The sequence below is a fragment of the Roseateles agri genome (genome assembly GCF_034043675.1).
GTDB lineage: Bacteria > Pseudomonadota > Gammaproteobacteria > Burkholderiales > Burkholderiaceae_C > KK5.
In genome coordinates, this window is sequence record NZ_JAXCLA010000009.1 from 355,646 (window position 1) to 373,455 (window position 17,810).

At 66.5% G+C, this 17,810-nt stretch carries 18 protein-coding genes; 10 read left to right on the top strand and 8 right to left on the bottom strand.

Annotation, left to right across the window (positions count from 1 at the left end; all coding sequences use genetic code 11):
• Positions 1 to 2 precede the first annotated feature (2 nt).
• The 5 genes from SNE35_RS26760 to SNE35_RS26780 are packed head-to-tail and all read right to left on the bottom strand — an operon-like array spanning position 3 to position 5,127.
• Positions 3 to 1,244, bottom strand: a complete 1,242-nt coding sequence (locus tag SNE35_RS26760) for an NAD(P)/FAD-dependent oxidoreductase (protein ID WP_320426093.1) — start codon at positions 1,242 to 1,244, stop codon at positions 3 to 5.
• A 24-nt stretch (positions 1,245 to 1,268) separates the two neighbouring features.
• Complete coding sequence (locus SNE35_RS26765; protein ID WP_320426094.1) at positions 1,269 to 2,510, bottom strand: MFS transporter; 1,242 nt, start codon at positions 2,508 to 2,510, stop codon at positions 1,269 to 1,271.
• 10 nt (positions 2,511 to 2,520) lie between these two features.
• Positions 2,521 to 3,711 carry a thiolase family protein gene (locus SNE35_RS26770; protein ID WP_320426095.1) on the bottom strand — a complete coding sequence of 397 codons (1,191 nt, stop codon included), beginning with the start codon at positions 3,709 to 3,711 and terminating at the stop codon, positions 2,521 to 2,523.
• Positions 3,704 to 4,120, bottom strand: a complete 417-nt coding sequence (locus tag SNE35_RS26775; RefSeq protein ID WP_320426096.1) for a Zn-ribbon domain-containing OB-fold protein — start codon at positions 4,118 to 4,120, stop codon at positions 3,704 to 3,706. The genes SNE35_RS26770 and SNE35_RS26775 overlap by 8 nt, the downstream gene beginning before the upstream one ends.
• Positions 4,117 to 5,127, bottom strand: a complete 1,011-nt coding sequence (locus tag SNE35_RS26780; protein ID WP_320426097.1) for an amidohydrolase family protein — start codon at positions 5,125 to 5,127, stop codon at positions 4,117 to 4,119. Before SNE35_RS26780 ends, SNE35_RS26775 begins: the two co-directional genes overlap by 4 nt.
• Before the next feature lie 88 nt (positions 5,128 to 5,215).
• Here SNE35_RS26780 and SNE35_RS26785 point away from each other — a divergent pair, with 88 nt between their 5' ends.
• The 5 genes from SNE35_RS26785 (at position 5,216) to SNE35_RS26805 (ending at position 10,115) form a co-directional block, all read left to right on the top strand.
• On the top strand, positions 5,216 to 5,917 hold the full coding sequence (locus tag SNE35_RS26785) for an SDR family NAD(P)-dependent oxidoreductase (RefSeq protein WP_320426098.1): 702 nt from the start codon (positions 5,216 to 5,218) through the stop codon (positions 5,915 to 5,917).
• A 22-nt stretch (positions 5,918 to 5,939) separates the two neighbouring features.
• Complete coding sequence (locus tag SNE35_RS26790) at positions 5,940 to 6,947, top strand: fumarylacetoacetate hydrolase family protein (RefSeq protein WP_320426099.1); 1,008 nt, start codon at positions 5,940 to 5,942, stop codon at positions 6,945 to 6,947.
• Positions 6,948 to 6,975: 28 nt separating this feature from the next.
• On the top strand, positions 6,976 to 8,007 hold the full coding sequence (locus SNE35_RS26795; RefSeq protein ID WP_320426100.1) for a hypothetical protein: 1,032 nt from the start codon (positions 6,976 to 6,978) through the stop codon (positions 8,005 to 8,007).
• A gap of 107 nt (positions 8,008 to 8,114) precedes the next feature.
• On the top strand, positions 8,115 to 9,512 hold the full coding sequence (locus SNE35_RS26800; RefSeq protein WP_320426101.1) for an aromatic ring-hydroxylating dioxygenase subunit alpha: 1,398 nt from the start codon (positions 8,115 to 8,117) through the stop codon (positions 9,510 to 9,512).
• A gap of 39 nt (positions 9,513 to 9,551) precedes the next feature.
• Positions 9,552 to 10,115 (top strand): 3-phenylpropionate/cinnamic acid dioxygenase subunit beta, encoded by a 564-nt coding sequence (locus SNE35_RS26805; RefSeq protein WP_320426102.1) that lies wholly within the window; start codon positions 9,552 to 9,554, stop codon positions 10,113 to 10,115.
• A 35-nt stretch (positions 10,116 to 10,150) separates the two neighbouring features.
• Here SNE35_RS26805 and SNE35_RS26810 read toward each other — a convergent pair whose 3' ends face one another.
• Entirely contained in the window at positions 10,151 to 10,876 is a 726-nt protein-coding gene (locus SNE35_RS26810) for a DUF2889 domain-containing protein (protein ID WP_320426103.1), read from the bottom strand.
• A gap of 79 nt (positions 10,877 to 10,955) precedes the next feature.
• On the opposite strand from SNE35_RS26810, the gene SNE35_RS26815 reads away from it, so the two are divergent.
• On the top strand, positions 10,956 to 11,756 hold the full coding sequence (locus tag SNE35_RS26815; RefSeq protein ID WP_320426104.1) for an SDR family NAD(P)-dependent oxidoreductase: 801 nt from the start codon (positions 10,956 to 10,958) through the stop codon (positions 11,754 to 11,756).
• A 62-nt stretch (positions 11,757 to 11,818) separates the two neighbouring features.
• Here SNE35_RS26815 and SNE35_RS26820 read toward each other — a convergent pair whose 3' ends face one another.
• On the bottom strand, positions 11,819 to 13,483 hold the full coding sequence (locus SNE35_RS26820) for an ATP-dependent acyl-CoA ligase (RefSeq protein ID WP_320426105.1): 1,665 nt from the start codon (positions 13,481 to 13,483) through the stop codon (positions 11,819 to 11,821).
• 308 nt (positions 13,484 to 13,791) lie between these two features.
• Here SNE35_RS26820 and SNE35_RS26825 point away from each other — a divergent pair, with 308 nt between their 5' ends.
• Complete coding sequence (locus SNE35_RS26825) at positions 13,792 to 14,511, top strand: TetR/AcrR family transcriptional regulator (RefSeq protein ID WP_320426106.1); 720 nt, start codon at positions 13,792 to 13,794, stop codon at positions 14,509 to 14,511.
• 13 nt (positions 14,512 to 14,524) lie between these two features.
• Entirely contained in the window at positions 14,525 to 15,304 is a 780-nt protein-coding gene (locus SNE35_RS26830) for an SDR family oxidoreductase (protein ID WP_320426107.1), read from the top strand.
• On the opposite strand, the gene SNE35_RS26835 is transcribed toward SNE35_RS26830, so the two are convergent.
• Positions 15,286 to 15,696, bottom strand: coding sequence for a VOC family protein (locus SNE35_RS26835; RefSeq protein WP_320426108.1), 411 nt, complete (start codon positions 15,694 to 15,696; stop codon positions 15,286 to 15,288). The two genes, SNE35_RS26830 and SNE35_RS26835, sit on opposite strands and share 19 nt — an antisense overlap.
• Before the next feature lie 182 nt (positions 15,697 to 15,878).
• Here SNE35_RS26835 and SNE35_RS26840 point away from each other — a divergent pair, with 182 nt between their 5' ends.
• Both SNE35_RS26840 and SNE35_RS26845 read left to right on the top strand, forming a co-directional pair.
• On the top strand, positions 15,879 to 16,961 hold the full coding sequence (locus SNE35_RS26840) for an amidohydrolase family protein (protein WP_320426109.1): 1,083 nt from the start codon (positions 15,879 to 15,881) through the stop codon (positions 16,959 to 16,961).
• Positions 16,958 to 17,809 (top strand): fumarylacetoacetate hydrolase family protein, encoded by an 852-nt coding sequence (locus SNE35_RS26845; RefSeq protein WP_320426110.1) that lies wholly within the window; start codon positions 16,958 to 16,960, stop codon positions 17,807 to 17,809. Before SNE35_RS26840 ends, SNE35_RS26845 begins: the two co-directional genes overlap by 4 nt.
• Position 17,810 lies beyond the last annotated feature (1 nt).

Here is a 17,810-nt window from a genome sequence, read left to right on the forward strand (position 1 = left end):
CCTCAGGTGATGTCTTTGGTCGCGGCCTCGTAGGCCTTCAGTTCGAAGCCCGGCTCGCGAGCCTGGGCCGGCGTAAGCGGCGTGTTACGGGTCAGCAGCTTGCGGGCTGCCATGTGGTCGGCCGTGCGGTTGGCGGTCTCGACGGCAATCAGGCGGCCCTGACGGAAGCAGAGCACGGCCAGCTGGTGACCATCGGCGGTGCCGACCTGCACGGTCTCGTCGTGCCCTTCGGCCAAGCCGGCGATCTGCAGGCGCAGCGCGCCCTGGTCGGTCCAGAACCAGGGCAGGGCGGTGTAGGGCGCGGGCTTGCCCATCAGCCGTGCGGCGACGGCCTTGCCCTGGTCCACCGCGTTCTGCACAGACTCCAGTCGAACCGGCTTGACGGCGTGGCAACTGGTGAAGCTCGCCGCGTCGCCGATGGCCGAGATGTCCGGGTCGCTGGTCAGCAGCAATTCGTCCACGCAGATGCCGTTGCTGACGCTGAGCCCTGCGGCGGCGGCCAGTTCTGCATTGGGCAGCACGCCGATGCCGTAGACCACCAGGTCGGCTGCGATGACGCGCCCGTCCTCCAGCTCCACGCTGCTGACCTTGCCCTCGTTGCCGACGATGCGCCGCACCTTCTGCTTGAAGTCGATCTGCACGCCCCAGCTCGCATGGCCCGCGGTAAACAGGTCGGACATGGGCCTGGAGATGGCCCGCGCCATCGGTCGTTCGCCCAGCTCGATCACATGCACCGCCACGCCCTTTGCTGCGGCCACCGCGGCGAACTCCAGGCCGATGAAGCCGGCGCCGATGACGACCGCGTGGCGGATGCTGGCGATGCGCGGCGAGAGGGCATCGGCGTCGGCCAGCGTGCGCAGGCCGATCACGCCGTCTAGCTCGATGCCGGGCAGCTCGGGCACGCGGTTGCGCGCGCCGGTCGCGAGCACCAGGTGGTCGTAGGGAATCATCGTGCCCGAGGCCAGTTCCACATGTCTTGACGCGCGGTCGATGCAGGTCACGCTGTCGTGCAGCCGCTCGATCCGGTGCTCCTCGAAGTATTCAGGCTGGCGGAAGCGGATCGCATGCGCGCCGATCTTGCCGAGCAGGTAGGCCTTGGACAACGGCGGCCGCTGATAGGGCACGCCGGGCTCATCGCCAACGATGGTGACGCGTCCGGCAAAGCCTTCCTGGCGCAGCGAGGCGGCGGTCTGGAAGCCGGCTTGACCGCCGCCGACGATCACGACTGAATTCAACGCAGACATCTCGACAGCCTTCTTCTTTCCTGGTCAATCAAATTTCGGATAGCGGCCCAGCGGCAGCAAGCTGGATGCGCCGATCAGGAACGCCGATCCGCACAGGGTCAGCATCATCATGTAGTTGCCCGTGCTTTTGTAGACGATGCCGCTGAGCCACGGCGCCAGCGCGCCGGCCGCCGTGATCAGGCCGAGGTGAACGCCGAACAGCCGGCCATAGTCGCGCAGACCGAAATAGCGGGACATCAGGTAGGCAGCGATGTCGAACTCGGCACCGGCACCCAGACCCACGAGGGCGGTGGCCAGCAGCAGGATGCCGGTCTGCTCGGCACCGGTGGTCGCCAGCAGCAGGCAACCCAGCGCGGGCAGGGCCAGTGCCACAGCCGCAACGCCCGGCGCCCACAGGCGGTCGATCAGGTAACCCACCAGCACGCGCCCGCCGATCAGCGACAGGCCGAAGCCGCCGAACACTGCACCCGCGGCGGCGGCGGTGAGACCCTTGTCGCGCAACATCGGTACGGTGTTGGAGACCATCGTGACAATGGCGCCGACCACCAGCGACAGGCCGATGTTGAGGAACCAGAAGCGCATCGAACGCAGGCCCTGTGCGAATGTGAGTCCGCCCGCCACGACGGCGGTCGGCCTTGTGCCGTCAGCGCGCGCCGCGATGCCGGCCGGCTCCTTCATCCAGAACACGGCAAAAGGCAGCACCACCAGCACCGGCAAGGTCGCCAGCAGCCAGAACCCGCCTTGCCATCCCCAGCGCCCGATGGCCCAGGTGACGGCCGAGGGCAGCAGTGCCGCGGAGATCCCCGTGCCCGACAGGACCAGCGCCAGGCCCAGTCCCCGGTTGCGCACGAACCAGAGGTTGACCAGATAGGTCCAGGTCACATGGATCGTGCCCATGCTGGCCAGCGGCAGCAGCGCGAAAAAGAAGTACAGCCAGGCGATCGACGGCCCCATCAGCGAGATGGACGCGAAGCTCAGCGCCAGGCAGACCAGCGAGGCGCAGGTGACCCGCTTCATGCCGTAGCGCAGGTTCAGCCACGGCACGATCTGCGATGCGACGACGGCGCTGGCGAAAAGGAAGGTGACCGCCGACTGGATGTCGCCCCGTCCCCAGCCGAAGGCCGTCTGCAACGGAATCACGAAGGAGCCGAAGGCATACAGCATCGAGGCGTTGGCATTGATGGCCAGTCCGAGCATGGCCAGGATGACGATGCGCCAGCCCTGCTTGAACTCGGTGAGATCGATCGCGGCGGTGTTGGTCTTCATCGAAATCTCTTCAGTCCCTGACGAGTAACAGGCTGCCGCCGAGCGGTCCGCCGCCGGAGGCGCAGACCGAGACCTGGTGCGGCGCGATCTGGCGTTCACCGGCGCGGTTCCAGAGCTGGGTGCAGGCTTCGTGCACATAGCCCAGGCCGTGCGTGCGGCCGCCGGAGAGCTGGCCGCCGTTGGTGTTGAGCGGCAGCACGCCGTTGCGCGCAATGCGCGCGCCGCCTTCGACGAAGGCGCCGCTCTCGCCGCGCGGGCACAGGCCCATGGCCTCGAGCCAGATCATCGTGAGGATGGAGAAGCCGTCGTAAAGCTGGGCGCTGCCCACATCGCCCGGCTTCAGGTCCGTCCGGTTCCACATCATCCGGCCGACGTCGAAGGCCGCGCCCTCGGTCAGCGAAATCTGGTCCCAGGACCAGGGCTGGTGCAGCGCCGCGCCGATCGCCTCGATGCGGATCGGCGCGTTCGGCCCGTCCTTCGCGGCATCGGTGCGCGACAGGACCAGCGCCGTCGAGGCATCGCAGTGCACGTCGCAGTCGAACATGCGCAGCGGCGTGGAGATCATCCGCGAGGCCAGGTAGTCGTCCATGCCCATCGGCATGCGCATTACTGCCTTCGGATTGAGCATCGCGTTGCAGCGGCAGGTGAGGGCGATCTGCGCCAGGTGCTCGGGGCGGGTGCCGAACTCGTGGAAGTGCCGCTGCGCGTACATCGCCATCAGGTTGACGGCGGAGAGCACGTTGAACGGCGTGTACCACTGCCAGAAATAGCTGGTGTCGCGGCCGCTGGTCTTGTTGGTCAGCGCCGAGGCGCCCTTGTCGACAAGGCGGCCGCTCGCCTCGGTGATCGTGCGGAACACCAGTACATGGCGGGCCAGGCCAGCGGCGATCGCCATTGCGCCATTGATCACGCCTGCCAGCGGCCCAGGGCCTTCGTAGCCGCCGCCGAACCAGTTCACCTGCAGGCCCATGGCGCTGATCAGCGCGTTCGGGCCCACCGGCGAGAAGCTGTTGCCGTTGTTGTTGTCGCCTGGCCAGCACGAAACGCCGTCGATGTCAGCGGGCGTCAGGCCCGCGTCCTGGATGGCTTCCAGCGCGGCGTCCAGCGTCAACCGCATCGCGGATTTCGTCGACGGCCGGCCGACTTCGGATTGCCCGATGCCGGTGATGGCGACGTCCTTCTCGAAGACCCGGTCAAGCATCGCTAACCCTTGATTCAAGCGGAGTGAACAGCGGGATCCAGACATCCTCCTGCTGCTCGAAGACCACGCGCACCGGCATGTCGATGCGTATCTGCTGCGGCGCGCAGCGCACGATATTGCTTGTCAGCCGCAGTCCTGCCTGCTCGGCCAGTTCGATGATGGCGACCACGTAGGGCGCCTGCAGCTCGGGCGTCCAGGCCCGTTCGTTGATCGTGAATGTCAGCACCTTGCCGCGGCCGGACACCGCCTGCGGGGCGACGTCGAAGCTGCGGCAGTGAGGGCAGATCGGCGTCGGCGGATGGAACCAGCGCGCGCAGGCGGCGCAGCGGTGGATGTTCAGCAGGCCCTGGGCTCCGCCTTGCCAGAACGGCGCGGTATCCGGCGTTAGCGCGGGCAGCTTGCGGCTCATGGCCTGAGCTTCAGCAACTCGATCGCGTTGCCGGCGCGGATCTTCTCGCGGGCAGCGCCCTCGAGGCCCAGGCCCTCGGTCGGATCGCCGTTGTCGTAGGCGCCGCCGAAGTTGGTGCCGTGGACCAGCCTGTCCACGCCGACCACCTCCAGCACGCCGCGGCGCAGCGCGGGCGAATGCACGTCGAGGTCGAAGTAGAAATTGGGCAGGTAGTCCATCAGCGGGCGCTTGTTGCGCGCGTCCGGCGCCATGCCCTTGTTCAGTTCGGTCAGGCGGCCGAGCTGGAACACGGCCATGCCGCCTGCATGGGTGATGTAGGTCTTCAGCGTCGGGAAGGCATCGAGTGCGCCGCCGCAGATCAGGTACCAGAAGAACAGGGTCTCGTCCACGCAGTCGCCGACGATGGAACTGGTCTCGAACTTGTCCTTGTGGTGCTGGTCGCCCAGCCAGATGGACTGGTTGTACCCGTGAACCATGATCGGCACGTCCAGCTCGGTCAGCTTCTCCCAGAGCGGGAACAGCTCCTCGCTGTGGGCCTCCAGCCCGTTGAAGTTCGCGCCGCCCACGCACAGGCCCTTGGCGCCCAGTTGCCTGACCGCCCGGTCGATCTCCTTCACGGCCTCTTTCGGATCGGCTAGGTTGGCATGGCCCCAGAAGGCGAAGTGCTCGGGGTCCTCCGCGCAGTACTTGGACATCTCTTCGTTGCAGGTGCGCGCGTACTCGTTGCCAAAGTCGCCGGCCCAGTACATGAAGGCATGCGAAGGCGTAGAAAGGACGAGCTTGTCGACCCCGCGCTCGGCCATCAGCGCGCGGCGGCTCGCATGCGTCATCTTCGACAGCAGCGCGGCCTCGGCCTCGGCATCGGTGGCGGCCGGCTTGCGGTGCTTGTTGGTGCCCAGTGAGAAGTGGCCGACCGTCAGCCCCTGGCGCTTCATGAACGGCCCCCAGAACTCATGCCTGTTCAACATGCCCGCGGTGAACAGATGGGCGTGGACATCAATAAGCAAGGGGCTCTCCCGGTTGACGCATGAGTGTCGAAGCAGTGTAATAGCTGAACAGATTCAGTCAAGATGTATAAATTAGAGGGTTTTCACGATGGCTTCCTCACTGTCTGACCGGGTTTTCGTGGTGACCGGCGGCTTCGGCGCTCTGGGGCGGGCGCTAGCGGCGGTGCTGCTGGAGGAGGGGGCGCGCGTTGCCCTGCTGGATCGGGCACCGGCGGCAGCCGGGCTGCCCGGCGGCGAGCGCGTGCTGGCCATCGGCGGCGCAGACCTGGGCGATGCCGGCGCCGCCGCAGCTGCATTCGCTCAGGTGAAGGAGCGCTGGCAGCGCATCGACGGGCTGGTCAACGTCGCTGGCGGCTTCGCGTGGGAGACCGTGGGCGAGGGCCAGCTGGACACCTGGGATCGCCTCTACGCGATGAACCTGCGCAGCGCCGTATCGGCGAGCCAGGCGGCCTTGCCGTACTTGAGCACCGACGGTCGCGGCCGCGTCGTCAATATCGCCGCGCTCGGCGCAGTGAAGGCCGCCACCGGCATGGGCGCCTATGCCGCGTCCAAGGCCGGAGTGATGCGCTTCACCGAGGCGCTGGCCGAAGAACTGAAGGACCGCGGCATCACCGTCAACGCGGTGCTGCCCAGCATCATCGACACGCCGACCAATCGTGCCGACATGCCGGATGCCACCTTCGACCGTTGGGTCACGCCCGAGGCCCTGGGCCGCGTGATCAAGTTCCTGCTGTCCGATGACGCCGCGGCGATCACCGGCGCGTTGCTGCCCGTCGCGGGCCGCACCTGACCACCCCTCCGACAAGAAAACCATGAGACTCGTCACCTACTCTGACGCCCAGGGCGTCCAGCACGCCGGCGCCTTCATCGACCAGGACACGGCCATCCTCTCGCTGCAGGCGGCGCAGCGCGAACTGCACGGCGCCACGTTGCCGAGCCTGTCCAGCGTGCTCTCGCTGATCGAGGCCGGGGACGAGGCGATGGCCCATGCGCGTTCGCTGGTCGAGCGGGCGCCGCGTGTGGCCGTGCTGCTGCGTCACCAAGTGCACCTGCGTGCGCCGATCCAGCCCCCGCCGCAGATGCGCGACTGCTCCTGCTTCGAACTGCATCTGCGCCAGAGCTTCGCCGCGGCCCGCAAGATCCGCGCGCTGCAGACGCCGGACCCCGAGGCCACGCTGGCGGCGATGAGCACCAAGGCGGACGAGCGCGTGATCGCTACCTTCAACCGTCAGCCGATCTACTACAAGTGCAACCGCTTCGCGGTGATCGGCCCGGACGACGACGTGGTGTGGCCGAGCTTCTCAAAGGCACTCGACTTCGAACTGGAGTTCGGCTGCTACATCGGCCGCAAGACCAAAGACGTCGCCAAGGCCGAGGCGCGCAAGCACATCGTCGGCTACACGATCTTCAACGACATCAGCGCGCGTGACGCACAGGCGCTGGAGATGTCCGGCATGCTCGGCCCGGCCAAGAGCAAGGACTTCGACACGGCCAATGTGATGGGCCCCTGCCTGGTGACCACCGACGAGCTGGAAGACCCGTACAACTTGACGATGATCGCTCGCGTCAACGGCGAGGAATGGGGCCGCGGCAGCACTAGCACGATGCGCTGGACCTTTGAGGAGGTGATCGAGCACATCTCCCGCTCCGAGACGCTCTACCCGGGCGAGTTCCTGGGTTCGGGCACCGTCGGCAACGGCTGCGGTTTGGAGCAGTTGCGCAACCTGAAGGCCAACGACGTGGTCGAACTGGAGGTCCAGGGCCTGGGCGTTCTGCGCACGCGTATCACGCGCCCGCAGCGCGTGTCCGCAGCTGTCTGATCCCGACCATTCTCACGAAAGCCCCGCGATGAAGACCTTCTCCGCCACGCCCGAACGGGGCGACTTCGCCTTCCAGATGCTGATCGCCCCGTACAAGGTGTCGGCCGAGACGCTGGCCGATACGCGGGGCTACTACGGCCTGAAGCTGACCAAGCACTCGCCCTTCGGCTGCGTGCGGGACGAGGAGGGGCACCTCTATGCCTTCGTGCGCGCGCTGAACGCGCCAGACAGCACGCCCAACCCAATGAAATTCATCTACCAGTCCAGCCGCGTGGATGGGCAGACGCTGCGCATCGACAAGGCCCGCACCGCCAGCCAGGCGATGACGGCGATGCCCGAGCGGGGCTTGAGCGAGGGTGCCATGTGCTGGCAGAGCGTGCCGGGCGAAGAGGGTAATGCCTGGCGCATCGCAGCGTCCGCCGAACGCATCCACTGGAAGGAAGAGGGCCTGTTCGACCTCTCCGGCGCGCTGATGGGCGAGGGCTTTCAGTGGTACCTGCCGGGGCCGGAGTGGGGCATGTTCTACGTGTCACAGCTCTACGAACTGCAAGGCACCTGCGAAGGGCGGCTGGTCAAGGGCGCGATGGCGCTGGACCAGCCGTACATGGTCGATGGCGGCGCGATCCACTTCCGCAAGGATCCGATCGTCAACAACAAGAAGCACGTGGCCTGGTGGTCCTTCGTGACAATCTACAAGGACGGGACCTGGGACACCGGCTCCTTCATGGTGGGGCATGACCATCTCGGCTACGCGATCTTCCAGAACGAGAAGGGTGAGATCCGCACCACTACCGACGTCGAGGCCCGCGTCGTGCACAAGCAGGAAAGCTGGTTCGCCCAGTCGGTCACCATCACGGTCGAGGGCGAGGAGCAGTGGGAATTCCTGCCCGACCGCTACGGCGAGATGGCCGACTTCACCGGCGGATTCCCGGTAACAGCGCAGCAGGAAGGCCGCTGGCGCCGCGTCGGCGACACCCGCGAGCCGGATCGCTGGTTCGGCTGGGGAGAATCCGACCTGCGCAACGGCACGGCGCGCAACGTGCCCGGCCGCGAACTCTGAGCGCCGCGTCCAGTGGGGTTGTTCCCATGCCGGAGCGCGATGATTTGTATGCACACTATCGTTGATAGTGTCTTATATTAGACGAAGAGACATACAGGAGCACAAGCATGCTGACGCAGACGAGCCCGATGCTGGCCGACGGCACCAAGATCACCGACCTGGTCATGCCCGCGACGCGGGAAGTCCAGATGAGGGTCCTCTCCGATCCCGAGATCTACGACCTGGAGATGGAGCGCATCTTCGGCAAGATCTGGAACTTCCTCGGGCACGAGTCCGAGATCCCCGATCCCGGCGACTTCGTCGTCCGCGACATGGGCTCCGACCAGGTGATCATCTCGCGCGACAAGGCTGGCGAGGTGCATGTGATGCTCAACGTCTGCCCGCACCGCGGCATGCGCGTGTCGGTTCTGGACGGCGGCAACACGCAGATCCACAAGTGCATCTACCATGGCTGGGCCTTCCGCCCGAACGGCGACTTCATCGGCGCGCCGGTCGAGAAGGAGTGCATGCACGGCAAGATGATGTGCAAGGAAGAACTGGGGCTGAAGAAGGCGCGCGTCACCCTGTACGGCGGCCTGATCTTCGCCACCTGGAACATTGAGGGCCCATCCTTCGAGGAATTCCTCGGCGATGCCAAGTGGTATTACGACATCCTCTTCAAGCGCAGCGACCGCGGCCTGGAAGTGCTCGGCCCGCCGCAGCGCTTCGTCGTCCGCGCGAACTGGAAGGCCGCCGGCGAGCAGTCCGCCGCCGACGGCTTCCACACGTTGACTCTGCACCGCTGGCTCGGCGAGGTCGGCAACTACGCCAAGAAGAACGATGATGGCACCAGTGCCGACCTCAGCCCCGAAATGTACGGCGTCGAGATCAGCTCGCCGCACGGCCACGCATTGCGCTGCATCGACCTAGCCCGCAAGATCTCGCGCCTGACCGGCCTGGATCCGAAGGAGCTCAGCGTCCAGCAGAAGCTCGACGCGCTGCCGCCTGCCGGCATGCACAAGGACATGGTCGAGCAGTTGGCGCGCAATCTCAGCCCCGAGCAGTTGCAGGTGCTGACGACGATGCCGCCGCAGGTGGGCGGCATCTTCCCGAACGTGCTGTTCGGTTTCGTCTACATCCCGCAGCCCGACGGCTCCGTGCTGGGCTCGCTGACGCTGCACGCCTACGTGCCACGCGGCCCGGACAAGCTCGAGTTCGTCAACTGGATCCTGGCAGAGAAGGACGCGCCGCAGGAACTGCGCGAGCGCATCCTGAAGCAGACGATCCAGCTCTTCGGCACCTCGGGCATGGTCGAACAGGACGACTCCGACACCTGGCCCCACATGACCCTTTCTGCTAAGGGCGCGATGGGCAAGAAGCAGACCCTCAAGTACCAGGCCGTGTACGAGACCGGCGCGCCCGAGGGATGGCCCGGCCCCGGCATGGTCAACGAAGGTTTCACCAAGGACGACACGCAGTGGCACTGGTGGATGTACTGGCGCGAGTTGATGACTTCTGAAGTCTGAGACACCCCCCGCCCGATCAGTCCAAGGAGCTAATCTGTCATGTCAGCCGTTCTTGAAAGCCAGGCCGTGGAATCCACCGAGACCTTTGAACGCGTGCCGGTGGGCGCGCCCGAGTACAACCGTATCGTCGAGTTCCTCTATGACGAGGCGGCGCTGCTCGACCAGATCCGCCTGTCGGAATGGGCCGCGACGTTGGCCCCCGACCTGGTCTACAACGCGCCATTGCGGGAGACCCGCGGCTCGGCCCACCAGGCCGCCACCTACGTCCGCAGCGTGCAGCACTACCACGACGACTACCGCTCCGTGATGGGCCGCATCATGCGGCTGACCGGGAAGAGCGCCTGGGCCGAGGATCCGCCCTCGCGCACCCGCCGCCTGGTCACCAACGTGCTGGTGCGCAAGACCGCCAAGCCTGACGAGTTCGCCGTCGTCAGCTACCTGCTGATCACGCGCAGCCGTTTCAACTTCGACGAGTTCGACCTGATCAGCGCGGAGCGCCACGACATCCTGCGCAAGGACGGCAGCAGCTTGAAGCTGGCCCGGCGCGAGATCCTGCTGGACCAGGCGGTGCTCGGCACGCCGAACCTGGCGATCTTCCTCTAGGGCCCTTCTTCAGGCGATCGGCGGATGGCTGGCGTTCACTGGAACGCCAGCCATTTTTCATCGTCGGCGCACAGCGCCGCGGCACGTGCGCTGAAATCCCAGGTCGAGCCGACATTGCGCAAGGCCAGCGCCGCGCGCTCCGGTTGCTGGACATGGCAGCGTCCGGTCGGCATCGCGTGGATCTGGATGTCCAGGTTCTTCTGCCGGCCCACGGAGATCATCGCGCAGCGGCGCAGCACGATGGCGGCCTCGGCCTCGTGGGGACAGAGCGTCTGCAAGGCCCAGCGAGAGAAACCCTCGCGTAGCGACACGGACGGGCCGATGATGACCAGGCCGTCTAGTGACCAGTCCAGCAGTAGCTCGCCATCTGCCCACAGCCGCGCCTGCGTGCGGCCGTCGACGCGGTCCGGTACCTCGATGTCGTACTGCCGGCGGGGCCGCTGCATGGCGGCAGCGGCGATCGCTAAGCCCGCCAGGTCGAACAGGTGGGTGCATTGCAGGCTTGCCTCGGTGAAGCGCCCGACCGAGTTGGCGATGCCGTCCAGCCGCATGCCGACCAGGGTGCTCAGCGGTCCGGCTGCAGACGGACATAACGTGTACGGATTGCGCAGCGCACTCCCCTCGACGTGCAGCACCTGTTCAAATTCGTGGTCGACGGAGACCCTGAAGTGGTGGAAATCGTCTTCCAGTGCGGCGCGGGCGGTGCCGCCTTGCAGCCCCCCCTCATGGGCAATCACGATACGTCGACGGAAGGCGCCCATGGAGATTTCACTTAGACATATTGATCGTAAAGTGTACGATAGTGCTAAATGTGTTCATATTTAATTTGCGAGGTCGGAGATGGCGCTGCTGCGTGACAAGGTCGCATTGATCACCGGGGCCGGCAACGGCATCGGCCGTGGCGTGGCCCGCCGCTTCGCGCGCGAGGGCGCCCTGGTCGCCATCGCCGAGATCGACGAACGCACCGGCCCGGCCGTCGCCGCCGAATGCGTGGAGCTGGGCGCACGCGCGCTGTTCGTGCGCACCGACGTGACCGACAAGGCCAGCATCGAGGCCGCCATCGCCACCACCGTCGAGGCCTTCGGCGGCCTGGACATCCTGGTCAATAACGCCTTCGTGCCCACGCCCAACGTCAAGCTCGAGGACAAGACCGACGAAATGCTCGAGCGCACGCTGCGCTCCACCGTCTGGGCCAGTTGGTGGGCGATGAAGGCGGCGCTGCCGCACATGCGCGCCCGCGGCGGCGGCAAGGTGGTCAACTTCTACTCGATCGACGTGGAGATGGGCGCCTGGCTGCATGGCGACTACAACACCGCCAAGGGCGGCATCCTCGGCCTGACGCGCAGCGCTGCCTCGGAGTGGGGGCGCTTCAACATCACCGTCAACGCGATCGCGCCGACGGCCATGGGCGCGACCTTCCACAAGCTCTGCGCCGAGAACCCGGGCTTCGCGGAGAAGTCGGCCGCGATGCGCCCGCTGGGCCGCTGCGGCGATCCCGAGGAGGACATCGGCCCGGCCGTCGTCTTCCTGGCCAGCGACATGTCGCGCTACGTCACCGGCGAGTCCATCCATGTGGACGGCGGCCTGCACCTGCCCGGCTACAACTCGCGGCCGGCCGACGTGCCGGTGCGCGAACGCTGAGCGCCGCAGAAAGAACAAGGCCCGCCGTCTTGCGATGGCGGGCCCGCGGGGTCGAAAGCGCCTCAGCGCTTGGCGACCCTGATGTCGGTCTCTTCCAGATCCCAGGTGGCAGACGTCTTGCCTTCGTCACGCAGCAAATACTTCAGGACCCGGCCTTGCGGATTCTTCGGCAGCGAATCGCGAAACTCGATGTAGCGCGGCAGCGCGTAGTAGGGCACCGCGTCGGTGGACCAGCGGAACAGTTCCGCATGGGCCAGCGTGGCGCCGGCGTGCAGCACGGCGGTGACCTTGACATCGTCCTCTCCCTTGCTCGACGGCACCGCATGCACGGCTACCTCGGCGATCGCCGGGTGCGCGGCGAAGGCCGCCTCCATCTCGAAGCTGGAGATGTTCTCGCCGCGGCGGCGCAGGTAGTCCTTCTTGCGGTCGACGAAGTAGAAGAAGCCCTGTTCGTCGAACTTGCCGATGTCGCCGGTGTGGAACCAGAGATTGCGCAGCAGCTTGACCGTGTCTTCCGGGCGGCGCCAGTAGCCCATGAACATGATGTCCGGGCGCAGCGGCCGCACGACGATCTCGCCCGCCGTATTGGCCGGCAGCTCGCGGTCCAGTTCGTCGACGATGCGCACGTCGAAGTCGGCAATGCGCTTGCCCGAGGAGCCCGGCGCCGCGTACTCGCCACCGGGCAGCGAGGTGACCACGCAGGCTTCGGTCAGGCCGTAGCCGTTGCCGCCGACCTGCTTCGCGCCGAAGCGCTCGCGCCAGATCTTCTTGGTTTCCTCGGTGAAGGGGTTGCCGCGCACCGTGTGGATCTGGCCGAAGCAGCGCCTGGCGGCGTCGCTGTCGGGCGCCTGCGCGAGCAGGCCGCCCATGCCGCCGAGGATGGAGGCGATGGTGGCGCCGGAGCGCTCGACCTCCGGCCAGAAGTTGGAGACCGAGAAGCGCGGCACGACGCACACCCGCGCGCCGACCAGGATGTTGGAGATGATGCCCACGCACAGCGCGTTCATGTGGAACAGCGGCAGCGGCGTGATCGTCACGTCCTTCTCGGTGGCCGGGCCGGCGCGCAACTGCAGCCGCGCCAGGTTGCACATGAAGTTGTAGCTGAGCATGCAGCCCTTAGACGGGCCGGTCGTGCCCGAGGTGTAGACCAGGCAGGCCAGCTCGGCCGGATCGGGCTTGTCGGCGAAGGGGCTGGCATTGCCGCCGCGATGGGCATCCAGCGGCGCCACGCCGACGTGCAGGTCCGCCGGCAATCCCGCCTCACCACGGTGCAGGATCTGCTTCACCACGGGCGCGCCCGACACCACCGCGGCAATGCGCTCCAGATAGTCGGCTTCGCAGACGACCAGCGCCGCATCGGCGTCGGCGATCTGGTGGCGCAGGAACTCGCCGCGCAGCGCCGTGTTGATCGGCACGCTGACGGCGCGCAGCTTGTTCACCGCCAGCCAGACCACGACAGCATCGATGTTGTTGTCCAACATCGAGACCAGCGTCTGCCCCTGCCGCAGGCCCAGATCTTGCAAGGCGTGCGCCATGCAATTGGAGAGTCGATCAACTTCGGCGTATGTGTACAGCTTCCCGGCGAAATCGAGCAGCACGCGGTCCGGGAAACGGGCCACGGCGCGGTCCAGCGCGGCGATCACCGTGTCGCGCTCGCCGAGGCTCCAGGTGTCGGGGCTGCCCATGCCGGTGAGCGAGTTTTCATTGCGAACAGCGGCATCAAGCATGGAAGTCCCCGTTTCTATCTATTCCAATACAAGAATCAAATTCTAAATGCAGGAGTCACGCACCCCACGCGTGTTTACCCTGAAAGACCTAGGACGCATTCACAAATACGTGTCTAAAAACCAAGTACTTGATCGACAATTTAGAACCTCAACGAGGACCGAATATGGGACGAGAGAAAGAGCAGTCAGCGACGCAAGTGATTGATGCCATCGGCAAGGCGGGGGGGCGGCGTAGTGCGGCGCTTTCGGCTGTCACGCAGCCGACGCAGCGCGCGGCCACTGCCAAGGCCACGACAAAAGCAGCGAAAGTGCCCAAGCCTGCAACGACGAAGGCGGCGACTGTCAAGCCACCCGCGAAGCCGGCCGTCGCGCCGGTGCCGCCGGCCGCTGCGCCCGCCGCCGTGGCCGCAGCGCCGGCCGCCGCACCGGTGCGCCGCAAGCGCCGCAACAAGCGCTCCGAGGAGACGATCGAGACCATCCTGGTCGCCACCGAGCAGATCGTGCTGGAGTCCGGCGCCAGCCGCATCTCCATCCTGGATGTGTGCAAACTTGCCAATGTCTCGCGCGGCACCTTCTATCGCTACTTCTCCTCGCAGGATGACCTGCTGGATGCCTTTTCCCGCCACAAGCGTGATGGCTTCCACCGATCGCTGCAGCAGGCCGTCGAGCCCTTCGCCGACCCGGACGAGCGCTTCGACGCCTTGCTGGCCTATCTGGAGCGCTACCTGGAACACGGCAATGCGCGGCGCCTGCTGCTGGTGGCGCCGGACTATGCGCTGAGCTTCTTCAAGCGCATCTTCCACGATGCGGTCGTGCGCTTCGAGGACGTGCTGCGGCCGGTCTTCGACGCCTGGGACGACCGCCTGGGCGCCCGCATCGACCGTGAACTGGTCTGCGAGATGCTGATCCGCTACGTGCTCAGCGAGCAACTGGTCTCCGGCTCGACCGAGCGCCACAGCCTGCCCCGCCGCGTCACCCGCATGATCACGACGATCATGGGTGCCGGCGTGGTCCGCACCCGCCGCTGAGGAAGGGCGCCTGATGGACCTCGGATTGCTCGGGCGCCGGGCGCTCGTATGCGCGTCCTCGCGCGGGCTGGGACTGGCCTGTGCCTCGGCCCTGGCGCGCGAAGGTTGCGAGGTCATCCTCAATGGCCGCGATGCGGGCCGGCTCAAGGCTGCTGCCGACGAGATCGAGCGCCTGCATGGCCGGCGCCCGACGCTGGCCGTGGCCGACCTGAACGCCGCTTCGGGCCGCGCAGCGCTGCTGGAGATCGCCGCCGGCCCGGACATCCTGGTGAACAACAACGCCGGCCCGCCGCCGGGCAAGCTCGGCGACTGGGACCACGCGACGTGGCTGGGGGCGCTGGAAGCCAATATGCTGGCGCCGATCGAACTGATCACGGCGGTGGTGGGCGGCATGCGCGAGCGCCGCTTCGGGCGCATCGTCAACATCACCTCGGCCGTGGTGAAGTCACCGCGCCTTGGCCTGAGCCTGTCGACTACCGCCCGCACCGCGCTCACCGCCTTCTGCAAGGGCCTGCAGCGCGAGGTCGTGGCTGACAACGTCACTATCAACAATCTGCTGCCGCAGCACATCGACACGGGCCGTCAGCAGGAGATGGCTCAGCGCATGATGCGCGACCGCGGCATCAGCGTCGAGGAGGCGCGCGCCCAGCAAGCCCGCATGGTCAGGGCGGGCCGGCTGGGTCGCCCCGAGGAGCTGGCCGATGCCTGCGCTTTCCTCTGCTCGGCTCAGGCCTCGTTCATCTCCGGCCAGAACCTGCAGGTCGACGGCGGCTCTTACGACGGCCTCATCTGACCCGATTCGGCTGAAACGCGCAGCGCGGCCGGGATGACCTGCGCCGCGTCGAAGTCGATCTCCACCTCCGCGCCATTGGGGTCAAGGAAGAATACCTGCCAAGTGCTATGCGGCCGCGGCAGGCGCACCAGCCGGTAGGCGATGCCGGCCTCCTGCAACAGTTCCAGCGTGGACACAGCATCGCCTCCCATGAAGGCCATGTGGTCCAGTGCGCCGCGCCGCGGCGTCGGCATCTGCCGCACTTCGATCACGTGCAGCACGGGATGCCCGCCCACATAGAGCCACAGGCCGCCGATGCCGAAATCCGGCCGCGGCCCCACTGTCAGCCCCAGTCTTTCATAGAACACACGCGTCTCCTCCAGCCGGTCGGTAACGACGGTGAAGTGGTCCATCCGTTGTATCGCACCCATCTGCATGCTCCCGCTTGCCTACTGGAAATTCATTAGTTGAACACATTTGCTTAATATGCCTAATATTGGCATGATGCACGACATCCCACCGCGACCCTGCGGGCCACGCGGGCTGGCGACCCGGACAAATTCCTGACGAACATTCATTCATCGAGGTTCACCCCATGCTGATCGATCTGCACGCTCATGCCCCGCATCCCGACTACTACAACCAGCATCCGCACTGGGGCCCGTTCTTCGAGCAGCACCAGGACGGCGACATCAAGCTGCGTGTCGGCGACTGGATTCTTGGCCTCGGCTCGCCGGAGCGCAAAGCGGCCGTCCGCTCAGGCAACGGCCCCAAGCTGGAGACCTACCTCGCCCGCTGGGCCGATCCCAAGACCCGCCTGGCCGGCATGGACGCCGCGGGCCAAAACGCGCAGGTCGTGTCGGTGCCTTCGCACTGCTACATGTACTGGGCCGAGCCGGAGTTCTCGGTGCCCTTCGCCAGCAAGGTCAACGACACGCTGGCCAACTACTGCGGCCAGGCGCCGGACCGCCTGATGGCCTGGGCCCATGCGCCGCTGAACGTGCCCGAGGAGGCCGCCAAGGAAATCCGCCGCGCCTGCACGCACCTCGGCGCGAAGGGCCTGGTGGCCGGCGGCGCCAACTTCGGCGGACTGGAATTCGACTCCCCGGAGATGGATCCGGTCTGGCGTGCGCTGTGTGACCTGGACCTGCCGATGTTCGTGCATGGATATAACCAGTCGGTGACTTGGGGCAAGAAGGCCAACGACGACCGCTACGAGACCACGGCCATCGTCGGCATGAACTACGACGAGACCCGCTGCTTCTGGTACATGGTCAACGGCGGCGTGTTCGACCGCTTCCCCGACCTCAAGGTTTACATCACCCACGGCGGCGGCTATGTGCCCTACCAGCTCGGCCGCATGGCGCAGTGCAATCCGAACCTCGACGTCTCCTACAACAAGAAGCCGGTCGCCGAGTACCTGAAGAACTTCTACTTCGACGTCGAGCTGCATGAGCTGCCGATGCGCCAAGCGCTGATCGACATTCTCGGCGCCGATCGCGTCCTGTACGGCAGCAATTTCGGCGGCAGCGATGCCGTGCGCCATGACCTGACTGACGGCCTGCGCCTGTCCGACGAGGATTTGCAGAAGATCCGCTGGAAGAACGCCTGCGAGCTGCTGCACCTCGACCCGGCCAAGCTGGGCAGCCCGGCGCCCAAGCAGGTGGCCGCAGTATGAAGATCGCGCGCTGCACCACCGGAGGGCCGGCCTTCTGGGGCCTGGTCGATGTCCCGGCGCAGACGGTCACCCCGATCAAGGGCGCATTTGCCGGCTGGGCGCCGCGGCTGACCCGCGGCGAGGCCGGCGCGATCGAGACCACCGGCGGCCCGCTGTCGCTGGCGGCGGTGCGACTGCTGCCGCCGATCGAGAAGGGCAACCGCGTTGTTGTCGCCGGCGCCAACTACGCCAAGCACCTGGCCACCGACTTCGGCCTGGTCAAGCCGCACGGCCAGCCGATCGCCTTCCTGAAAGCCTTCGGCGCGCTGATCGGCGCGCGCGACGAGATGCGCTATCCGCCGCTCACCGATGAGCTGGACCACGAGGTGGAACTGGTGGCCGTGATCGGTGCCCAGAGCGTTGACCGTGACGATCCGCTGTCCAGCGTGCTCGGTTACACGGTCGGCAACGACGTCAGCGCGCGCGACCTGCAGCGCAGCGGTCCCCCCGGCGTCGGCATGGACCTGTTCGCTGCCAAGAGCCAGGATCGCTCGACCGGCCTGGGCCCCTGGATCGTCACCCGTGACGAGTTCCCGGAGGGTTCGCCCAAGCGCCGGCTGACGCTCAAGGTCAACGGCGAGACGCGCCAGGACGGCAACACCACCGAGATGACCTGGGACGTGGGCTTCCTCGTGCGCTTCGTCGACGAACGCTCCACCTTCGAATGCGGGGACGTAATGTTCACCGGCTCGCCGGCCGGCACCGCCCAAGGCTCAGGCCTGTTCCTGAAGCCGGGCGATGTCGTGGAGGCCGAGGTCGAAGGCATCGGCATCCTCAGGAACACCGTGGGCCCGAAGCTGGCTCGCTAAA

Bases quoted from the DNA above. Each gene is read 5' to 3' on its own strand.
- SNE35_RS26805 (WP_320426102.1), top strand. From the start codon at position 9,552: ATGTCAGCCGTTCTTGAAAGCCAGGCCGTGGAATCCACCGAGACCTTT.
- SNE35_RS26800 (WP_320426101.1), top strand. From the start codon at position 8,115: ATGCTGACGCAGACGAGCCCGATGCTGGCCGACGGCACCAAGATCACC.
- SNE35_RS26765 (WP_320426094.1), bottom strand. From the start codon at position 2,510: ATGAAGACCAACACCGCCGCGATCGATCTCACCGAGTTCAAGCAGGGC.
- SNE35_RS26810 (WP_320426103.1), bottom strand. From the start codon at position 10,876: ATGGGCGCCTTCCGTCGACGTATCGTGATTGCCCATGAGGGGGGGCTG.
- SNE35_RS26795 (WP_320426100.1), top strand. From the start codon at position 6,976: ATGAAGACCTTCTCCGCCACGCCCGAACGGGGCGACTTCGCCTTCCAG.
- SNE35_RS26815 (WP_320426104.1), top strand. From the start codon at position 10,956: ATGGCGCTGCTGCGTGACAAGGTCGCATTGATCACCGGGGCCGGCAAC.
- SNE35_RS26830 (WP_320426107.1), top strand. From the start codon at position 14,525: ATGGACCTCGGATTGCTCGGGCGCCGGGCGCTCGTATGCGCGTCCTCG.
- SNE35_RS26775 (WP_320426096.1), bottom strand. From the start codon at position 4,120: ATGAGCCGCAAGCTGCCCGCGCTAACGCCGGATACCGCGCCGTTCTGG.
- SNE35_RS26820 (WP_320426105.1), bottom strand. From the start codon at position 13,483: ATGCTTGATGCCGCTGTTCGCAATGAAAACTCGCTCACCGGCATGGGC.
- SNE35_RS26845 (WP_320426110.1), top strand. From the start codon at position 16,958: ATGAAGATCGCGCGCTGCACCACCGGAGGGCCGGCCTTCTGGGGCCTG.
- SNE35_RS26835 (WP_320426108.1), bottom strand. From the start codon at position 15,696: ATGGACCACTTCACCGTCGTTACCGACCGGCTGGAGGAGACGCGTGTG.
- SNE35_RS26770 (WP_320426095.1), bottom strand. From the start codon at position 3,711: ATGCTTGACCGGGTCTTCGAGAAGGACGTCGCCATCACCGGCATCGGG.
- SNE35_RS26760 (WP_320426093.1), bottom strand. From the start codon at position 1,244: ATGTCTGCGTTGAATTCAGTCGTGATCGTCGGCGGCGGTCAAGCCGGC.
- SNE35_RS26790 (WP_320426099.1), top strand. From the start codon at position 5,940: ATGAGACTCGTCACCTACTCTGACGCCCAGGGCGTCCAGCACGCCGGC.
- SNE35_RS26785 (WP_320426098.1), top strand. From the start codon at position 5,216: ATGGCTTCCTCACTGTCTGACCGGGTTTTCGTGGTGACCGGCGGCTTC.
- SNE35_RS26840 (WP_320426109.1), top strand. From the start codon at position 15,879: ATGCTGATCGATCTGCACGCTCATGCCCCGCATCCCGACTACTACAAC.